This window comes from Psychrobacter arcticus 273-4 (assembly GCF_000012305.1).
Classification (GTDB): Bacteria; Pseudomonadota; Gammaproteobacteria; order Pseudomonadales; family Moraxellaceae; genus Psychrobacter; species Psychrobacter arcticus.
Genome location: NC_007204.1, coordinates 690,063 through 708,585, shown reverse-complemented (window position 1 = coordinate 708,585; position 18,523 = coordinate 690,063). Strand labels below are relative to the sequence as shown.

The following is an 18,523-nucleotide window of genomic DNA, read 5'->3' as shown; positions in this document are numbered from 1 at the left end:
TTATACCACCGTCATCATTACCAGCACGAGTAACACAGCCATACCCAAGCCAAAGCTTGCAGCATAACCTCGAAGTGACCCTGTTTGCGTCGCAGACAATACCTTATTACCCGCTGATGCCAGCTTAGGCAATAGCAGCCACGTTTTATCGATAGGGTCGGCTTTAAATAAGCGGCCGATGAACAAAAAGGGTTTTACAAAAACTATATCGTATAGCGCGTCAAAGCCCATACCGTGATAGCACCAATGATATAACGCGCCGCCGATACGCGTGCGCTTAAAGCTTGTGAGCAGTCGACCTTTATTAACGACATATAATAGCGCCGCCAATACCAAGCCTGCTGCCATCGCACCCATGGCGATAAACTCAGCGGTATGCTTACCATGCGCTTGACCAGCAACTTCTAATAAATGCCCAACGCTCTCTGGCAATACGCCTTGCAGTGGCGGGGTAATGAAAGCACCTACTGCCGTTGATAATACCAGCAACACACTAAGTGGCAACCAATATGAGACACCAGATAATTTATGTGCGTGCGTTTTCTCTTCACCAAAGAAGATAATCCAAATCATACGGAAGGTATAAAGCGCGGTTAAGAAGGCACCGAATACGCCCATATAAAATAACACCATATGACCGGTTGCATAACTCTCCCAAAGAATCGCTTCTTTAGAATAAAAACCAACCGTCACCCAAGGTATCGCTGCCAATGCACCGCCGCCGACGATATAGCACCAAAAGACTAATGGTATCTTTTTACGTAAGCCGCCCATCTTAAAGATGTTCTGCTCATGATGTACCGCAAGAATCACCGCACCTGATGATAAGAATAACAAAGCTTTAAAGAAAGCGTGCGTCATCAGATGGAAGATAGCGCCTTGCCATGCCCCAACGCCCAATGCTAAGAACATATAACCGATTTGGCTCATGGTCGAATAAGCAAGGATACGTTTGATGTCCGTTTGTGCCAGCGCACAGAATCCAGCGACGACCAACGTCAATGCACCCACTGCCCCAACCCAGTACAATAATACCCCTGGTGTTAAGATAAATAGTGGATGTAGACGGGCGATTAAATAAACACCAGCGGTAACCATGGTTGCTGCGTGAATCAATGCTGATACTGGCGTTGGACCTGCCATCGCATCTGCAAGCCATGTATGCAGTGGTAACTGTGCTGATTTACCCATCGCCCCGCCAACCAACATAATCGTGGTCAGAATCATGGTCGGATTATTGATATCAAACACTTCCGGCGCACGAGTAATAATCTCTTGAATATTAAGCGTACCAAATTCGCGGAACAATAAAAATAAACCAAAAGCTAAGAACACATCACCCACACGAGTGACGGTAAAGGCTTTCATCGCTGCCCGACCATTGGCACGGTCTTGATAATAAAAACCAATCAGCAAGTATGAACAAATACCCACGCCTTCCCAGCCAAGATAGAGCAAGAACAAATTGTCCGCTAATACCAGCAATAACATACTGGTGACGAACAAGTTCATATAGCTAAAGAAGCGTGCAAAACCGGTTTCGCCTTTCATATACCAAGCGGCAAACAGATGGATTAAAAAGCCAATGCCGGTAATCACCCCAGTCATCGTCAATGCTAAGCCATCAAAGCTTAAACCAAAATTCGGCGCAAAATCCCCAACTTGAAACCAAGTCCACAACGGAATCTCTACGACGGTTCCGGCTGGATGCGTTGTTAAAAAGGTATAGCTAACAACCAGCGTACAGAGCGCTGATAGCAACATGCTACCGACACCGACAATCGCTGCTACCTGCTCGCTTAACTTGTCGCGCATAAAGGCTAAAATCAAAAAGCCAACGAGCGGGAATATAAAGGTTAATGGTAATAAACTCATGACATCATCCTTTCATCTCATTGGCGCTGTCGACATCGAGATGCCCACGCTGATGATAAAAACGCAATAATATTGCTAAACCAATGGCTGCCTCTGCTGCTGCTAAGGTCAAAATAAAGATAAACATAATCTGTCCATCTGGATCGACCCAGCGGCTACCTGCTACCACAAATGCTAGTGCCGCCGCATTCATCATGATCTCAAGGCTCATCAGCATAAACAAGAAATTACGCCGTACCATGACACCGCACAGACCAATGGCAAATAAGATACCTGCCAAGATCAATCCATGACTCATGGGTATCAGACCCAGTACATTTTGCGCCTCAGCAACCGGCTGCACTAAGCCTGCTACTTCATGGGCAAACGGCACATTGGCAACCTCTTGTGCCACGCTTGCTGCTAGTACCATCAGTCTGACTCCTTGCGCGTGACTTTTTTCATACCTACCTGCATACCTACGTAGTCATGCGGGTCGACATCTTTATATTCGTATGATTCAGCCATTGTTGCTGCATCAGTATCTATTTGCATGCCGTTATTATCATATTGTTCGATACTGGCTACCTTAGCGTTAAGTGCTAGGCTATCGTTACCAACGATCTCATCATCGATAGCTTCTTTACCCAAATGATAAGCCGCAACTAAGGCCGCGAGTAGTAGCAAAGCAGCTACTTCTATCAACATAATGTATTTGGTAAATAAGACAGTACCTACCGCTTTGGCTGAAATGGTTGACCCGCCAATCACAGCAGCTTCGTTATGATTAAGACCAATCATTGCATACAGCACAACCGCGATAATTATCGTTAGCCCCGTCGGTATCGCCCAAGTGCCAGCATCAAGCCAGCGCTCTTCACGCTCATCATTACGCATGCCTAAATTTAGCATCATAATCACGAAAACGAACAGCACCATAATGGCACCAGCGTAAACGACAATTTCAAGTGCCCCAGCAAACGGCGCACCTATCACAAAAAATATACCTGCAATTGCCAGTAACGACACAATCATCGATAAAATAGCATGGACTGGATTGGCTTGGGTTACCACGCGCAAACTGGCAAATATTGCCACCGCTGCCAGTGAGTAAAACCCTGCCAATTCAGGATGGTTCAAAATATTCATCATGGTAGCAAGCTCCTTAGATCAATCGGTGCCGCTTCATTTTGCGCCGCACCTTTTGGTTTATCTGCTACCGCCATACCCGTCACGCGATAATAGTTATAATCGGGATATTTACCCGGTCCTGAAATCAGTAAATGCTCTTTTTCATAGACCAAATCTTGACGGACGTATTCGCTCATCTCAAAGTCAGGCGTCATCTGAATGGCCGTCGTAGGGCAAGCTTCTTCACACAATCCACAAAAAATACAACGTGAAAAGTTGATTCGAAAGAACTCTGGATACCAGCGTCCGTCTTCGCGTTCCGCTTTTTGTAACGAGATACAGCCAACTGGACATGCCACGGCACATAAGTTACAAGCAACACAGCGCTCATCACCATCAGGGTCACGAGACAATATAATACGTCCACGAAAACGTGGCGGCACCGGTACCGGCACCTCAGGATAAAGAATGGTGTCGCGTGGTCTGATTGCATGACTATTGACCATCCACATGCTGCGGACAATGGTAAATAGTCCAATAACGGTCTTTTTTATCGTAGTAAACATGGGATTATTATCCTTCTCAGCTTTACCCTAGTTCATCAGTGATGGCTAGTGATGATTACAACGTTGGGGAAAAAATCAAAATGACTGCAGCAGTAACCAATAAATTAATCAAAGTTACTGGCAGGCAGACTTTCCAGCCAAAGTTCATCACCTGATCATAGCGCGGACGCATGAGTGAGCCTCGAGCCAAAATAAACATAGTCATAAAGAATAGCGTCTTAATCATGAACCAAAAAGCTGGTGGAATAAACGGAATATCTAAATTGAAAGGTGCCAACCAACCCCCAAAGAACAGACACGTCATCAAAGCAGAAATCAGTACAACGTTGACGTATTCGCCAATAAAAAACATACCGAACTTCATGCCAGAGTATTCAACGTGATACCCTTCAGCAAGCTCTTGCTCTGCTTCTGGCTGATCAAATGGATGCCTATGCGTTACCGCAACACCCGCGACCACAAAGGTTAAGAAGCCAAAAAACTGCGGGATGATATACCAACCATCAGCCTGCGCTTCGACAATTGCACGTAAGTTAAAGGAGCCTGTCAATGCAACAACGCCCATCAACGACAATCCTAAAAACACTTCATAACTAATGGTTTGCGCGGCTGAACGTAAACCGCCGAGTAACGAGAATTTATTGGCTGACGCCCAACCACCAAACAGCACTGCATATACCGCAATACCTGCCATGGCAAAAAAGAATAAAATACCAATATCCCAATCAGCCACCCCAAGGGTTGGCGAGATAGGAATAATGGCAAATGAGGCTAAAGCAGTAAACATCGCTACCGCTGGCGCCAAGGTAAACATAAATTTATCGGTAAAGTTTGGCGTCCAATCTTCTTTAAAGAAGATTTTGAGCATATCAGCAACCAGTTGCAACGAACCAAACGGTCCGACACGGTTTGGACCATAACGATCTTGCCAGAGTGCTAGCATACGGCGCTCATAGATAATCATCATTGCCGCAACAATCACGACGACTAAAAAGATAACCAACGATTGTACGACCATAAAAAGTATCGACCAAGTATCAAAGGTCATCATACTAGCCAAAAAGCTTGGCACATCAGGGATAATACGGGTCACTTGCATATTACACCTCCTGTGTGGTGGTCGGCGCGCTGCTTACTGGCGCTGCGCGGTTATTGGTATTGGCTGTTAAAGATCTCTCAGTCGCCATGCTGCCCATCATCGTCACCGGCGCATCGACTTTACGTACCGATGCTGGCATCGATGGATGAATAATACTGACCTGTCCAACTGGATAGCCAATACAGCCTTCGGCTAAATAGCCAACCAGCTGAATAGGCAAGGTGATTTGCTGTTTATCAATCTCAATCGCCAGATAATCGCCAGCAGCAACATCCCACTCTTTAGCATCATCAATACCCACACGCCATGCAGCTACTGGTAATTGCTCAGCAACCACTGGGCTACGCGATGCCATCATTGAGCTGGCATAGATATTATAAATAGGCACCAATTTGGCTTGTCCTTGCTGCATATCTGTCGTGGCTACCGAGGTAACTTCTGGAGCAACATACTGGCGCATAGCCAAACGCTCTAATTGGTCGAACAAGCGTACGCCCGGATCACCATTTCTAAGACTGCCACCGACTTTATCTTGATATTTATTCCAAGCTTGCGGTGAGTTCCAGCCCGCGGATTGTGCAAAAGGAATCATAGCGCTTGGGGTTTGTTTACCGCTATAGCCTTCCATTGAAAAGGTTAAACCGGTATCCAAATCTTTTGGCTGCATTGGCTCATGCACCGATACCGGCGCGCGCATAGAAGTACGACCTGAGTAACGACGTGGCTGGCGGGCAATTTTTAGACCATTCATCCGGTAATCGGCATCAGGTGCCGCCTCTTTAATACCGGCAAGTTTAGGATGCGTCGCTATCAAAGCATTGATGACATCATCAAGCTGCGTCCAATCAACATCGCGACCTTCTAAGCTGCTATGTACGGCATGTAACCAGCGCCAGCCTTCTTTGATACTGCTAAGCGGGTGATAATAGTCGTTATCATAAACTTGGAAGAAGCGCTGCGCACGACCTTCGGCAGAAATAAGCGTGCCATCTGCCTCAGCAAAGGTGGCTGCTGGCAATACAATATCGACATCTTTGTGCCAATCAAGCAATTGATGATCCAGCGCAATCACGGTTTTATCGGTCAATAGTTGGGTTAATTTATTAGCATCAATGGCATCGGTCAGCTGATTTTCTGCCACAATGACCACGTCAAAATCTGTCGCCAGCAATTCTTCAACTGAATGTCCACCAAGCAAACACACACCGATGCTATTGGCATCTGGAACCGCTAAATAGATACCCGCTTGCGCATGATATTTTTTATTGACGTCTTTTAGCTCAAGCTTGGTTGCAGGCTGACGTTCAACATCATCTTGCGCTTCAGTATCCACACCTGCCTGAGGTTTGCTAGGTTTAGCAGATAGCTCTTTATCTTCTGTTTGCTGAGTGGTTGTTGTTTGTGCTTGCACTTCAGCTGCTGCAACTTGAGCGTTATGCGTCTCAACTTCATACTGCTCAGTTGCTTTGATGGCTGCACGCTTTTGGCTTAATGCTTGCGTGATTTGTGCAGCCGCTTCTATTAAAGCGATAGACGATAAGCTGCTGCCAGAGACGACCAATGGCTTATCCGCTTGTATCAAGTCATAAGCGATTTGCTGTGCCAGTGCTTGCATAGCATCAATATCAGTATCGGCATCTTTTTCAGCTATTTGCGGGTCGACGATTTTTGCTAAATTATCGGCAAATTTAGCAATCTCATCAGCGACTTTGAAACCAAGCTTAGTGATGTCTTCAGGCGTCGCGACCACGCTAACCTTACTGATATCTTCAAGTTTGGTTTGAGTCACATCGATGACATATACTGGGCTCTGCGCGCCTTGAGCAATGCGTTTGACTGGCTCAGCCAACCACGATTGTGTCTTGGTCACAGCAGCCATTTTTATGGCTTCATTTTTTGCCGCTTGACGAATAGATAGCGCCACACGTGATGACGTTTGAGTGATATCCTCACCCAACACTAACACCGCATCATGACTTTCAATATCAACCATACCTGGGTTATAAATACCCTCGGTACTTAGTACTTCAATACATTTATTGACCAGTGCTTGCTGCTGATGATTGAGACCTGTTGAAAAATTATCAAAACCAACGAGGTTCTTCAGCGCAAAGTTGGTCTCTAAACTGGCACGTGGTGAACCAATACCAATGACTTTTTTATCTTTGATACGCTTAATGGTTTCATCAAGCGCATAGTCAATATTGATTTTGACGTGTTTGCCATTAATACGCTCAAGCGCTTGGGTTGGGCGATCTTCACGATTAACATAACCGTAACCAAAACGACCACGGTCACATAAGAAGTAACGGTTTACTTCACCGTTATAGCGGTTTTCGATACGGCGCAACTCACCATAGCGCTCACCGGCAGAGATATTACAACCCGCTGAACAGCCATGACAGATGCTTGGGGCATACTGCATGTCCCATTTACGGTTATAACGATCAGAATGCGTTTTATCGGTAAATACACCAGTTGGGCAGACTTCCGTTAAGTTACCTGAAAACTCACTTTCAAACTGACCGTCTTTATCACGACCAAAATAAACGCGTTCATTTGAGCCATAAACACCCAAATCTTCGCCGCCTGCATAGTCTTTATAAAAACGGACACAGCGGTAGCAAGCGATACAGCGGTTCATTTCATGCGCGATGAACGGACCAAGCTCTTGATTGTGATGGGTGCGTTTGGTAAAGCGGTAGCGACGACGATGATGACCTGACATATAAGTCATATCTTGCAAATGACAGTGTCCACCCTCTTCACAAGTTGGGCAGTCATGCGGATGGTTAATCATCAACAGCTCAACCATCGACTTACGGAAAGCCTTGGCTTCATCATCAGTCACTGAGATGTACATATCATCGCCTGGGGCAACCATACAGGACATCACCAGGCGACCGCGACCCGCTTCCATATCTTCTTTGGTCATATATTGCTTAACCGCGCACTGACGGCAAGAGCCTACGGAGCCAAGGGCTGGATGATAACAAAAATACGGCACATCAATGCCGAGGGACAAGCATGCTTGTAGCAAGTTATCCGCGCTATCTACTTCGACAGTGGTTCCATCAATATGTATGACTGCCATGCCGCTCTCCTTATTTCACATCTAGCTGTTGACTGGCTGCAGCCTCAATGACATCTTCACCAACCGCCTGCGTAATTTTTTGATCAAACTCAGGACGGAAATATTTAATTGCACTCATGAGTGGTTCCATCGCACCCGGCGCATGGGCACAGAAGGTTTTACCGATCCATAAGTCACGGGTTAACCCTTCTAACTTTTCAACATCGCCCATCTGCCCTTCGCCATCATTGATAGCGGTGAGGATTTTAACGCCCCACGGTAGACCATCACGGCATGGCGTACACCAACCACACGATTCACGCTGAAAGAAAATCTCAAGGTTACGTACCAATGGCACCATATCTTGCTCTTCGTCGACGACCATCAGCAGGCCTGTACCCATACGACTACCGGCTTTTTGAATGGTATCAAAATCAACAACAGTATCTAAATGTTCAGCGGTTAAAAAATCCGTTGATGCGCCGCCCGGTAACCAAGCCTTAAGCGTGCGACCTTCCTGCATACCACCCGCAAAATCTTCAATGATCTCACGTGCCGTATAACCAAAAGGTAATTCCCAAAGACCGGGATCGTTAACCAAGCCTGAGCAACCAAACAGTTTAGTACCAGGTGTTTCGACCACACCTTTGGCTTTTGGCAAGTCTTGATACCACTTGCTACCATGCAGGATAATTGCTGAGACGTTATGCAAAGTTTCAACGTTATTAACGACGGTTGGACGTCCCCATGCACCTGCCACTTGTGGAAATGGCGGTTTGGTACGCGGATTGGCACGACGACCTTCTAAGCTGTTAATCAATGCCGTTTCTTCACCACAAATATAACGACCAGCACCCGTATGCACATGTAAATCAAAACTAAAATCTGAGCCTAAAATATTATCGCCAATCAAGTTATTGGCACGTAACTCTTCAATTGCTGCGGTTAAGCGCTCCGCTGCTAAGATATATTCACCGCGAATAAAGATATAACCAGCAGTTGCACCAATCGCGTAGGCAGAAATCAGCATACCTTCTATAAGCTGTAGTGGCAGACGCTCCATCAGCAAACGGTCTTTAAACGTACCCGGCTCCATCTCATCAGCATTACAAACTAGGTAGCGTGGACCACCATCTGGTGGTGCCATCAGCGACCACTTAATACCCGCTGGGAAACCTGCACCGCCACGTCCTTTAACTACCGCTTCTTTGATAGTTTTTAACGTATCATCTGGTGATTGGTTTAACGCTATTTTTAGTGCTTCAAAACCACGTAGCGATTCATAAGTTGCCAAATCTAATACCGCATCGTGATGTGCTAGACGCCATGTCAGTGGTTTAGTTTCACTGGTAGCGGTCGCTCTGTCACCATAGATAGGAATGCACTGCTCATTAAGTTGGCTTGGTGCTTTGCCTTGGTTGCGAAGGGCAATCTGCTCTGAAACCGTTAATCTCATGCGTATAGCTCCAACAATTGGGCGACTTCTTCAGGCTGGACAGGACCATAAGTATCTTCATTAATCAATACAGCAGGACCTTTATCACAGTTGCCCAAACAGCAAATCGGCAATAGCGTAAAGCGTTTGTCGGCGGTGGTTTGACCATAATCGATACCCAGCTGCGCTTTCAGTTCAGCTGCCAGTGCTTCATAACCTGTTAAATAACAAGCGACCGAATCACAAATGAGGATGACATGACGACCGACCGGCTGACGATAGATACGGTTAAAAAAGGTGGCTACTCCATCCATATCTGTCATAGGAACATTTAGAATGTTAGCAATGGCATTCACTTGCGCATCATCGACCCAGCCGTTACGCTTTTGCACGATTTTTAGAGCATCTAAAGATGCTGCCCGTGGATGGGGATAATGATGCATAAACTCATGGATAGCCGCAATTTCTTCAGCAGTTAAGATACTTGCCACATCTACTTTTGGCATTTTATCGGAAACAATTCTCATAATCTTTTTCTTTCCTCACTCAGCCCACTGTTAAAGTTGCGCTCAAGGCGCAATGACAGCGTTTTGGTGTGCCAATTTGGCGATAACATGTTAATGAACGTGTCTTACTTTTAATATACAAACGATAACGATAAACGTATAACCACAGACGCTCTAACGGTCACAATCCGCCATCACAACATCAATCGATGCCAAATACATAATGGCATCGGATACCAGTGAGCCATTAATGACTGATGGCATTTGCTGCAAATGAGCAAACGTCGGTGTACGGATACGGGTACGATAACTCATCGTCGCTTTATCCGAGGTAATGTAATAACTATTTAGACCTTTAGTAGCTTCTACAATCGTCGTACACTCACCCGCTGGCATCACAGGACCCCAAGAGACTGAGATAAAGTGGTTAATCAAGGTCTCGATATCATTCAAGGTACGATCTTTTGGCGGTGGTACCGCTAATGGGTGATCGGCTTTATAAGGACCTTGCGGCATATTATCCATACATTGACGGATGATACGTAACGACTGGCGCATCTCTTCGACTTTGACCATACAACGGTCATAAGCATCGCCATTATAGCCGACTGGCACTTCAAAATCGTAGTTCTCATAGCCCATGTACGGACGCGCTTTACGCAAATCAAAATCCAAACCGGTCGCACGTAAGCCTGCACCCGTGACGCCCCACGCCAATGCTTGCTTGGTATTATATTGCGCCACGCCTTGGGTACGACCTTTAAGCACGCTGTTTTGCAATGCTGCTTTGACATACTCATCCAAGCGTTTTGGCATCCAGTCTAAAAACTCGCGCACCAAACGCTGCCAGCCACGCGGTAAATCGTGCGCGGTGCCGCCAATACGGAACCATGCCGGATGCATACGATAGCCGGTCACTGCTTCGATGACGTCATAGGCTTTTTGGCGATCAGTAAACATATAGAATACCGGCGTCATACCACCTGCATCTTGAATAAAGGTGCCGACGAATAGTAAGTTATTGGTGATACGGAAGAACTCACTCATCATCACGCGGATGGTTTCAGCGCGTGGTGGAATCGTGATACCCGCCAGCTTTTCAACCGACATGATATACGGTAGCTCATTCATCACACCGCCAAGATAATCAATACGGTCGGTATAAGGAATAAATGAGTGCCATGTCTGACGCTCGGCCATCTTTTCTGCGCCGCGATGGTGATAGCCAATATCAGGGATACAGTCGACGACTTCTTCACCATCAAGCTGTAGTACCAAACGGAATGCACCATGAGCAGATGGATGGTTAGGACCAATGTTCAAGAACATAAAGTCTTCATCACGACCTGAACGTTTCATGCCCCATTCTTCAGGGACAAAGCGCAGGTTTTCTTGCTCGTATTGTTGTTTAGCTGTGTTTAAGAAATACGGTGTAAACTCAGTCGCACGCGCATGATATTCTTTACGCAGCGGATGACCTTCCCAATATTTTGGTAATAGAATACGAGTTAGATGCGGATGTCCCGTAAAGACAATACCGAACATATCCCACACTTCGCGCTCATACCAGTTAGCATTTGGCCAAATCTGTGTCGCGCTTGGGACGTTTAAATCTTCTTCACTCAGCGCGACTTTGATACGGACATCACTATTACGCTCAAGCGACATCAAGTGATAAAACACCGTGAAGTCGCTTTCAGGTAAACCTTGGCGATGCTGACGTAAACGCTCATCTATCGCTGATAAGTCAAATAGCATGACATAAGGTTTTGGCAATTTACGCAAGAATAAGAGAACGTCTAATAAATCAGCGCGTGCCACCCAAACCGTTGGAATTTCATCAACCGTGTGCTGCACGACAAACTTACCAGCATATTTTTCTTCCAGCTCTTTGATAACCGCTGGGACAGGCTTGATCTTAGGATCTATGTTTTCGACTACCGTGACCATGAATGATGTATTCCTTCATTAATCATAACTAAACCATGACAACCATAATAAAAGATGATAATCATAACCAAACTATGATGAGCGTACGCGCACTTCTAACAATTATTAATAACTACGCCAAACTACTTAACTAAATGCTATCTGGGCTACGTAAGTTTTTCACAGCAATACGATCTGCTTGCTTACGGTCACGCTCAGGCGTCATTTGCGGCTGATAGATACCCTGATCATTGACATGAATACCTAATGGACGACGCTCTTTAGTAATAGATTCTTGTAGTAACATCAAGCCTTGAATCAACGCTTCTGGACGTGGCGGACAACCTGGTACATAGACATCGACGGGAATGATTTTATCCACCCCTTGCACAACAGAATAGATATCATACATGCCGCCCGAGTTGGCACAAGCACCCATCGATATAACCCATTTTGGCTCAAGCATTTGCTCATAAAGGCGCTGAATAACGGGTGCCATTTTGACAAAGCAAGTACCAGCGACGATCATCACATCCGCCTGACGTGGCGAGGCGCGAATAACTTCGGCACCAAAGCGTGACAAATCATGAACCGCTGTCAGAGTAGTCGCATATTCGACATAACAGCATGACGTACCAAAGTTAAATGGCCATAGTGAGTGCTTACGCCCCCAGTTCGCTGTTGAGTGTACAAGGTCTTCTAGGCGACCCATAAAGACGTTTTTATTGACTTCATCTTCCATTGGGTCATTGACGGTTTGGCTTGTCTGAGCAGGATAGACATCTGCATCAGGGTTGGCTTTTGTTAATGTGTATTTCATAACATACAACCTTTATTTTAAGCAATGCATGACAATCATTTGTCATCACTATCGCCATAACTTCTATTATTAATAAGTGACCATTAATATAAATATATGATAAATCTGTTTACAGCACCTTACTTTGCTTTCAGCTTCTAGCAGGCTAGGCAAAGTTTGAGCAAAAACCGGCAAAACCATTAGGGTTTATTAACGCTTAATATTGTCTGTTTGCGCAGACGTCGCAAAGTCCACAGAAGTCACATTGCCCGTGGTGTTAATGTGATCGATGTTTTGCAAGTGACGACGATTGGTCTCAATATTGTTTGAAACATTAATCTGTCCTGAAGACTGCGCAGGTATCTTGCCCGTAGGATCAACCATTAGCTCATCAACGCCATCGAACTTAGTGATGTCCGCTAGACTAAAGCCAGCAGGTGCAGCATATAGGCGCGCTTTTTTGCGCAGCTTATCAGCTGGCGCCCAGTTCATCGCACCCAGACTCAGCTCGTATACTAAGCCAATGATCAAGATGGTGATAAATATAGCGGCAGCAGCAAAGCCAAGCCATCCAGCTTCACGTACCGAAACGGCATAAGCATATAAGTAGAGGGCTTCTAGATCAAAAATAACAAAGAAGATGGCCACCAAATAGAATTTGGCGGACAAACGAATACGGGCGTTGCCAGATCCGACAACACCCGCTTCAAATATCTCTTCTTTTTGTGAACCATGAGAGCGACCGCCAAGTAGACGCGGTACGACCAACATAAACACAACTAGCGCAATGGCGGCTAAAATAAAAGCAATGGCTGACCAATTAAAAGCAGACATGATAATACGTGCTCCTCACCCAATCGAGTGTTACACGCTGTGCAAGTACCGACCTATTTTAAGGTCGTAAAGCGACAGGCATAACGCAGACGAAAACACAACGCAACTGTCGTTGAGTCACATGTTAGGTTCTGTGCTGGTAACAACCAATTATCAAGCTTATTGACGACGATGTCAGACATGACCAACTATAGAGTTTCCGCTCGATATGCGGATAAAGGCTGGTCGCCCAACGCATCTTCTAACAACGTAAGATCAACGTATTAAATCAATATCATATTTTCGTGTTTATTTAATTGATTTAATAGCTCATTACACGTGGTCAACAATGACGTGACAACTGGCATAAATTATTTACGTACTATACGCATATCGGCAATCAAAAGCTAGTTTTTAACTGTATTGAGCGGTCACTTTATCGGCAAAAAAAATAGGTTTTTTTATGCGCAAACTATGCTATAGATTATCTATTATCCTGCTCTAAAAACCTTCTACCACTTTAAGGGATACCCTACTAATTGAATACTAAATAAGGTAAAAAATGTATATAAATCGCGCATTTAGCTACAGCTTATGATTGTTTAATGTCTACTCTTCTAAGTGATGATACTTAACTCTAACGCCTTATTTCCATTCATGGCAAATGACCTTATGTTAGCTAAATTTTAGACGTTTTTCATTGAAACAAAATGTTTCTCCAAGCCATTTTTTAAGACGTACCTTATATATACCTCATAATTTTATATATACCCCGCTACTAACTCCTGCCCAAAAGCCCTGGTTTTGCTTTATAATAGCTCACCTGATTTTTCTCAAAGATTGCCACAAAATTTTAAAATTATTCTGTGACTTATCCTATTAAAAATGTCATCTGTTTTAACGAATGTGCCTTTCGCTTGATGGCAGCTAGGTGCATTTTACGATTTACTGCTACCCTCTTTTTGCTTTTGTCTTACAGGTCACGTTATGAGTCAACTTAATCCCAAACAACAAGAAGCCATGCTCTACGTATCCGGTCCGCTGCTGGTATTAGCAGGTGCCGGCTCCGGTAAGACCTCAGTGATTACGCGCAAAATTGCTTATTTGATTGAAGAATGTAATATGCCAGCTGAGCGCATCACCGCGGTGACCTTTACCAATAAAGCGGCGCGTGAGATGAAAGCTCGAGTCAGTAAATTGCTACCGAGTGAAAAGACGCGTGGGCTGACAGTATCAACCTTTCACCAGTTTGGGCTACAGTTTTTGCGTTATGAGCTGCTTCATACGCCCCTTAAGGGCAACTTCTCCATCATGGACAGCGATGATAGCAAGCGTCTGCTGATGGAGCTGATGATGCGTGACAACTTAAGTGGCGCTGAAAGTCGAGAGTTGGTCGGCAAAGCGATAAAAATGATTTCTGATTGGAAAAACGATTTGATTGAGCCGGATAAGGCGATGGAAACCTTAGACGATCCAGAAGATATGATTTTTGCGACGCTTTATGCGCTGTATGAGCGAAATCTGCGGGCTTATAATGCGGTCGATTTTGATGACTTGATTGTATTGCCGACCAAAATCTTACGTGAAAACAGAGAGCTACGTGACAAGTGGCAAAACCGTATTCGCTATTTGTTGGTCGATGAATATCAAGATACCAATACGGCTCAGTATGAGATGATTAAATATCTGGTCGGACCGCAAGGGCGCTTTACCGTCGTTGGTGATGATGACCAATCTATTTACGCATGGCGCGGTGCTAAACCTGAAAACATGGGGCTGCTCAAAGAAGATTTTCCTAAGCTAAAAATCGTCATGCTTGAACAAAATTATCGCTCGACCACGCGTATTTTAACTTCAGCAAATGCGGTTATTACTAATAATGAGCATTTATTTGAAAAGAAACTCTGGTCAGACAAAGGTCAAGGCGAAAAAATTCGAATTATTAACTGCCGTAATGATGATGATGAGTCTGAGCGCGTCGCCAAAGAAATCGTCACTCATAAACTGCGCTTTGGCAATGAATGGGAACAATACGCGGTTCTCTATCGTAGTAACTTTCAGGCGCGGATGCTTGAAGCACAACTTCGTCAATTGCAAGTACCTTATAAATTGTCCGGTGGTCAATCATTCTTTGCCCGTAGTGAAATCAAAGACGTTATGAGCTACTTGCGTCTGATTTTAAACCCAGAAGACGACAGTGCATTTTTACGGGTGATTAATACACCCAAGCGCGGTATGGGACCAGCCACGCTCGAAAAGCTTGGCTTATTTTCACAAGAGCATAGCATCTCACTACTTGCCTCTTGTACGCATGCCGGTCTTGCTCATGTCTTGCCATCAAAAGCTTACAGCACGCTAAAAGAGTTTGGCGATTTTATTGAGCATTACACTCGTGAGCTTGATCAACATCCTGACCCTGTACCAATCGTACGCCAGATGATTGATGAGACTGGTTATATTGATTTTGTCCGCAGTGACTCTAAAACACCGCAGCAAGAAAAAAACCGTATTGATAATATCGATATGCTTTATACCAGTATCCAATCGCTGATTAATCGCGCTGAAGAAGACGAAGATCGGACGATTGATACCATCATTCGCAAGTTGGTATTGCTTGATATGCTTGAGCAGCAGCAAGAAGAAGAAAATACCAATAAAGTCAATCTGATGACCTTACATGCCGCCAAGGGCTTGGAATTTGATTTCGTGTATATCATGGGTCTGGAGGAAGAGATGCTACCGCATCGCAACTCAATTTTAAGCGAGACGGTCGAAGAAGAACGACGCTTGATGTATGTGGGCATTACTCGCGCGCGTCGTGAGCTAACCTTGACATTAGCCACCCAGCGGCGTGCTGGCGGTCAAATGCGCGTGACCTCTGAATCACGGTTTTTAGATGAGTTGCCAGAAGATCATATCGACTGGCCTGCCAAAGCAAAAAAACAAAAAGCCACCAAAGACCCCGCAGCAGTCGCTGATGAATACTTGGCTAACATTCGGGCTTTATTAGGCAATCGCTAATATTTAACCTTTAAAGTCTGCCTCTATTATTTTCAATATAGTTGAAATACTTTAAAGTCGCTACCGTATTGCTGGTGTAAATTTTTTGCAGCCTCTGTCTGCGTAGGCACAGCAAGCAAGAAAAATTTGCACCAGCAATACGTGTTGTATCGATATTACTTTTCACCGACTATACAACTCATTAATTAAACATTAAGCCTATATCTTAGTCATTATTATTTAACAATTTTGAAAAACTTGGAACCTTTATGCCCGTTCCTACGCCGAATTCTGAACGACCATTAACCCGACAGGGAGATTATAATCCGGCTGAATCTAACGCTGAGTATAAACTACTCTACTTGCAACAGTTGGTGGCAGATAAAGCGTACGAGGCGATTACTGAGTTTTTAGGGAGGCAGTCAGAATATGAGATTGCCAACTTATTAGAGTCATTCCCGACTCAGAGCCGACTACTGATTTGGGCGCAAGTACCAGACAACATCAAAGGTGAAGTGCTAGCTGAGCTAGAGTTTGATACACGCCAGCCATTGATGGAAAATATCTCTTCCAAAGAGATATCGCTGTTTACCCAAGATCTTGATGCGCAAGATATCTCAGAGATTCTAGACACGGTCACCGAAAGTGTGCGTACTTCGGTGATGGCGACTTTGGATGAAGATATACGCATTCAGGTCAATAAACTCGATACCTATGCCGACTGGGAAGTTGGCAGCTATATGGATCCTGAGCTTATTCAGGTGCGAGAAGATATGACGCTGGCTGACGTGCAGAAATGGTTGCGAGAAAATATTGATTTACTGGATGATGAAAGCCAAGAGCTATTGGTCGTCGATCAAAGCCAGCAATTACTCGGCTTATTAAGTCTGGTTGATTTGATTAAACATAAGCAGAGCACCCTAGTTGCGGATTTGATTGATACCGCAATTACCATCAATGATCGCTTGGACATTCAGGATGCCGCGGCGATTTTTCGCTCAGAGGATATTCGTTTTGCCCCAGTGATTAACAGTCATGGCGAGCTGGTTGGTCAACTAAACGGTGAGGACATCATGGAGATTATCCAAGATGATGTCGACAGCACCATGAAAAACTTGGCTGGCGTCAGTCAAGATGAAGAGCTGTTTGCGCCTATTTTGACCAGCGCCAAAAGCCGTAGTATTTGGCTCGGTATCAATTTATGCACCGCGCTGTTAGCCGCGGCTGTGATTGGACAGTTTGAGGCAGTACTGGCAAAAGTGGTGGCGCTGGCGATACTGATGCCCGTGGTGGCCAGTATGGGCGGTATTGCAGGCTCGCAGACACTTACCGTCGTCATTCGCGGTATGGCAATGGGACAAATCGGTGGCTCTAACCGCGTATGGTTATTAAATAAAGAGCTGTGGGTTGGGGCGATAAACGGTATCATATGGGCGATAATCATGGCGTTTATTGCGCAATTGTGGTTTCATAACATAAAAATCAGTGCAGTTATTGGTCTGGCGATTGCGATTAATATGACTGCCGCCAATGTCTCGGGCATTAGTATTCCGCTGATGCTGAAACGCATGAATATCGATCCGGCATTATCTGCTTCCGTTATCCTGACTACGGTAACGGATATTGTCGGCTTTATGTCATTCTTGGGCTTGGCGAGCGTACTGATTCTTTAGTCAATCGCCTGTTAAAATTTAGAAACTAAAAGTTAAAAACCATCAGTTATTCATTATAATAATTGCTGTTAAGTATATTTAAAAATGTGATTCATTCTGTTTAAAAAACCATTAAATCGTTAAGTGAGTGCGTTATGCAAGCTGTACAAGTTAAAGTATTAAACCCTAAAATTACTGAAGATAAAGCGTTTTCTTTGCCAACTCGTGCTACTGATGGCAGTGCTGGTATTGATTTGCGCGCTTGTATTGATGAGCCTTTGACGATTAAAGCTGGGACAACGCATTTGATTGGTACTGGTCTGGCGATTTATATCCAAGATCCTAACTTTGCAGGGATGATTTTACCGCGTTCAGGTCTTGGTCATAAGCATGGTATTGTTTTAGGTAATTTAGTCGGCTTGATTGATGCGGATTATCAAGGTGAGCTGATGGTCAGTATTTGGAATCGTAGCCTGGAAGACTTTGTCCTCAATCCAGCAGAACGCATGGCACAATATGTGGTTGTCCCTGTTGCCCGTCCTGAATTTGAAGTCGTGACAGAGTTTAGCGATACCAGTGCCCGCGGTGCTGGTGGTTTTGGACATTCCGGTCGTCAATAACCATCATTCAATTTCTATTCACCATGAATAGTCATTTATCATAAAT

General features: G+C 44.8%; 14 protein-coding genes. 3 read left to right on the top strand and 11 right to left on the bottom strand.

Translation table 11 applies throughout. The features are described from left to right. The 11 genes from nuoL to ndhC form a co-directional block, all read right to left on the bottom strand. Entirely contained in the window at positions 1–1,875 is a 1,875-nt protein-coding gene (nuoL, locus tag PSYC_RS03120; RefSeq protein WP_011279883.1) for an NADH-quinone oxidoreductase subunit L, read from the bottom strand. Positions 1,876–1,879: 4 nt separating this feature from the next. Next, positions 1,880–2,188 (bottom strand): NADH-quinone oxidoreductase subunit NuoK, encoded by a 309-nt coding sequence (nuoK, locus tag PSYC_RS03115; protein ID WP_041753378.1) that lies wholly within the window; start codon positions 2,186–2,188, stop codon positions 1,880–1,882. 98 nt (positions 2,189–2,286) lie between these two features. Continuing rightward, positions 2,287–3,006, bottom strand: a complete 720-nt coding sequence (gene nuoJ, locus PSYC_RS03110) for an NADH-quinone oxidoreductase subunit J (RefSeq protein ID WP_011279881.1) — start codon at positions 3,004–3,006, stop codon at positions 2,287–2,289. Continuing rightward, positions 3,003–3,551, bottom strand: a complete 549-nt coding sequence (gene nuoI / locus PSYC_RS03105) for an NADH-quinone oxidoreductase subunit NuoI (protein WP_011279880.1) — start codon at positions 3,549–3,551, stop codon at positions 3,003–3,005. The genes nuoJ and nuoI overlap by 4 nt, the downstream gene beginning before the upstream one ends. Before the next feature lie 55 nt (positions 3,552–3,606). Next, positions 3,607–4,602, bottom strand: a complete 996-nt coding sequence (gene nuoH, locus PSYC_RS03100) for an NADH-quinone oxidoreductase subunit NuoH (protein WP_041757924.1) — start codon at positions 4,600–4,602, stop codon at positions 3,607–3,609. Positions 4,603–4,651: 49 nt separating this feature from the next. Beyond that, positions 4,652–7,744: an NADH-quinone oxidoreductase subunit NuoG gene (gene nuoG, locus PSYC_RS03095; protein WP_011279878.1), complete on the bottom strand. Its 3,093-nt coding sequence runs from the start codon at positions 7,742–7,744 to the stop codon at positions 4,652–4,654. Positions 7,745–7,754: 10 nt separating this feature from the next. Continuing rightward, positions 7,755–9,179 (bottom strand): NADH-quinone oxidoreductase subunit NuoF, encoded by a 1,425-nt coding sequence (nuoF, locus tag PSYC_RS03090; RefSeq protein ID WP_011279877.1) that lies wholly within the window; start codon positions 9,177–9,179, stop codon positions 7,755–7,757. Next, positions 9,176–9,685: an NADH-quinone oxidoreductase subunit NuoE gene (gene nuoE / locus PSYC_RS03085; RefSeq protein ID WP_011279876.1), complete on the bottom strand. Its 510-nt coding sequence runs from the start codon at positions 9,683–9,685 to the stop codon at positions 9,176–9,178. The genes nuoF and nuoE overlap by 4 nt, the downstream gene beginning before the upstream one ends. A gap of 153 nt (positions 9,686–9,838) precedes the next feature. Continuing rightward, a complete protein-coding gene (nuoC, locus tag PSYC_RS03080; protein WP_011279875.1) occupies positions 9,839–11,614 on the bottom strand; it encodes an NADH-quinone oxidoreductase subunit C/D in 1,776 nt (591 codons plus the stop codon). A gap of 130 nt (positions 11,615–11,744) precedes the next feature. Beyond that, complete coding sequence (locus PSYC_RS03075) at positions 11,745–12,413, bottom strand: NuoB/complex I 20 kDa subunit family protein (protein ID WP_011279874.1); 669 nt, start codon at positions 12,411–12,413, stop codon at positions 11,745–11,747. 189 nt (positions 12,414–12,602) lie between these two features. Next, complete coding sequence (gene ndhC / locus PSYC_RS03070) at positions 12,603–13,226, bottom strand: NADH-quinone oxidoreductase subunit A (RefSeq protein ID WP_011279873.1); 624 nt, start codon at positions 13,224–13,226, stop codon at positions 12,603–12,605. Positions 13,227–14,192: 966 nt separating this feature from the next. Here ndhC and PSYC_RS03065 point away from each other — a divergent pair. From PSYC_RS03065 to dut, 3 genes are all read left to right on the top strand, one after another. Continuing rightward, positions 14,193–16,226 carry a UvrD-helicase domain-containing protein gene (locus PSYC_RS03065; RefSeq protein WP_011279872.1) on the top strand — a complete coding sequence of 678 codons (2,034 nt, stop codon included), beginning with the start codon at positions 14,193–14,195 and terminating at the stop codon, positions 16,224–16,226. 248 nt (positions 16,227–16,474) lie between these two features. Beyond that, positions 16,475–17,878 (top strand): magnesium transporter, encoded by a 1,404-nt coding sequence (mgtE, locus tag PSYC_RS03060; RefSeq protein ID WP_011279871.1) that lies wholly within the window; start codon positions 16,475–16,477, stop codon positions 17,876–17,878. A gap of 134 nt (positions 17,879–18,012) precedes the next feature. Next, positions 18,013–18,477 (top strand): dUTP diphosphatase, encoded by a 465-nt coding sequence (gene dut, locus PSYC_RS03055; protein ID WP_011279870.1) that lies wholly within the window; start codon positions 18,013–18,015, stop codon positions 18,475–18,477. Positions 18,478–18,523: the final 46 nt, after the last annotated feature.